The organism is Bacillus sp. P4_D3 (genome assembly GCF_056401855.1).
Map to the genome: position 1 here is coordinate 1 of NZ_JBFUIN010001289.1, position 580 is coordinate 580.

The 580-nt window shown below is 36.7% G+C and carries 1 protein-coding gene; it reads left to right on the plus strand.

The features are described 5' to 3' along the window. Positions 1-580 (plus strand): IS6 family transposase (locus AC1DTM_RS30865; RefSeq protein WP_477001751.1); only part of this gene is annotated, 580 nt, incomplete at both ends.

The following is a 580-nucleotide window of genomic DNA, read 5'->3' on the forward strand; positions in this document are numbered from 1 at the left end:
GGAGAATTTATTTAAGTGGAAACATTATCAACCAGACATCATCTTGTTAACTGTACGTTGGTACCTACGGTACAACTTAAGCTTTCGTGATTTGGTGGAAATGATGGAGGAGCGAGGGTTATTCCTGGCTCATACAACTATTATGCGATGGGTACATCAATATGGGCCGGAGTTTGATAAACGAATTCGACCTCATCTCAAACAAAYGAATAACTCATGGAGAGTGGACGAAACATATATAAAAGTAAAAGGACAATGGATGTATTTATATCGTGCCGTTGATTCTGAAGGAAACACGATTGACTTTTATTTGAGTAAATCTAGAAATCATAAGGCTGCAAAGCGATTCTTCAAGAAAGCCTTGCGGTCTTTTCATATCTCAAAACCTCGTATCATCACGGTTGATAAGAACCCTGCTTATCCAATTGCTATCGAACAGCTGAAGAAAGAAAAAAGGATACCAATRGGCACCAAAATCCGAAGGATAAAATATTTAAAWAACATAGTAGAACAAGATCATCGTTTTATTAAAAAACGTATACGCTCTATGTTGGGATTTAAATCATACAAAACATCAGCC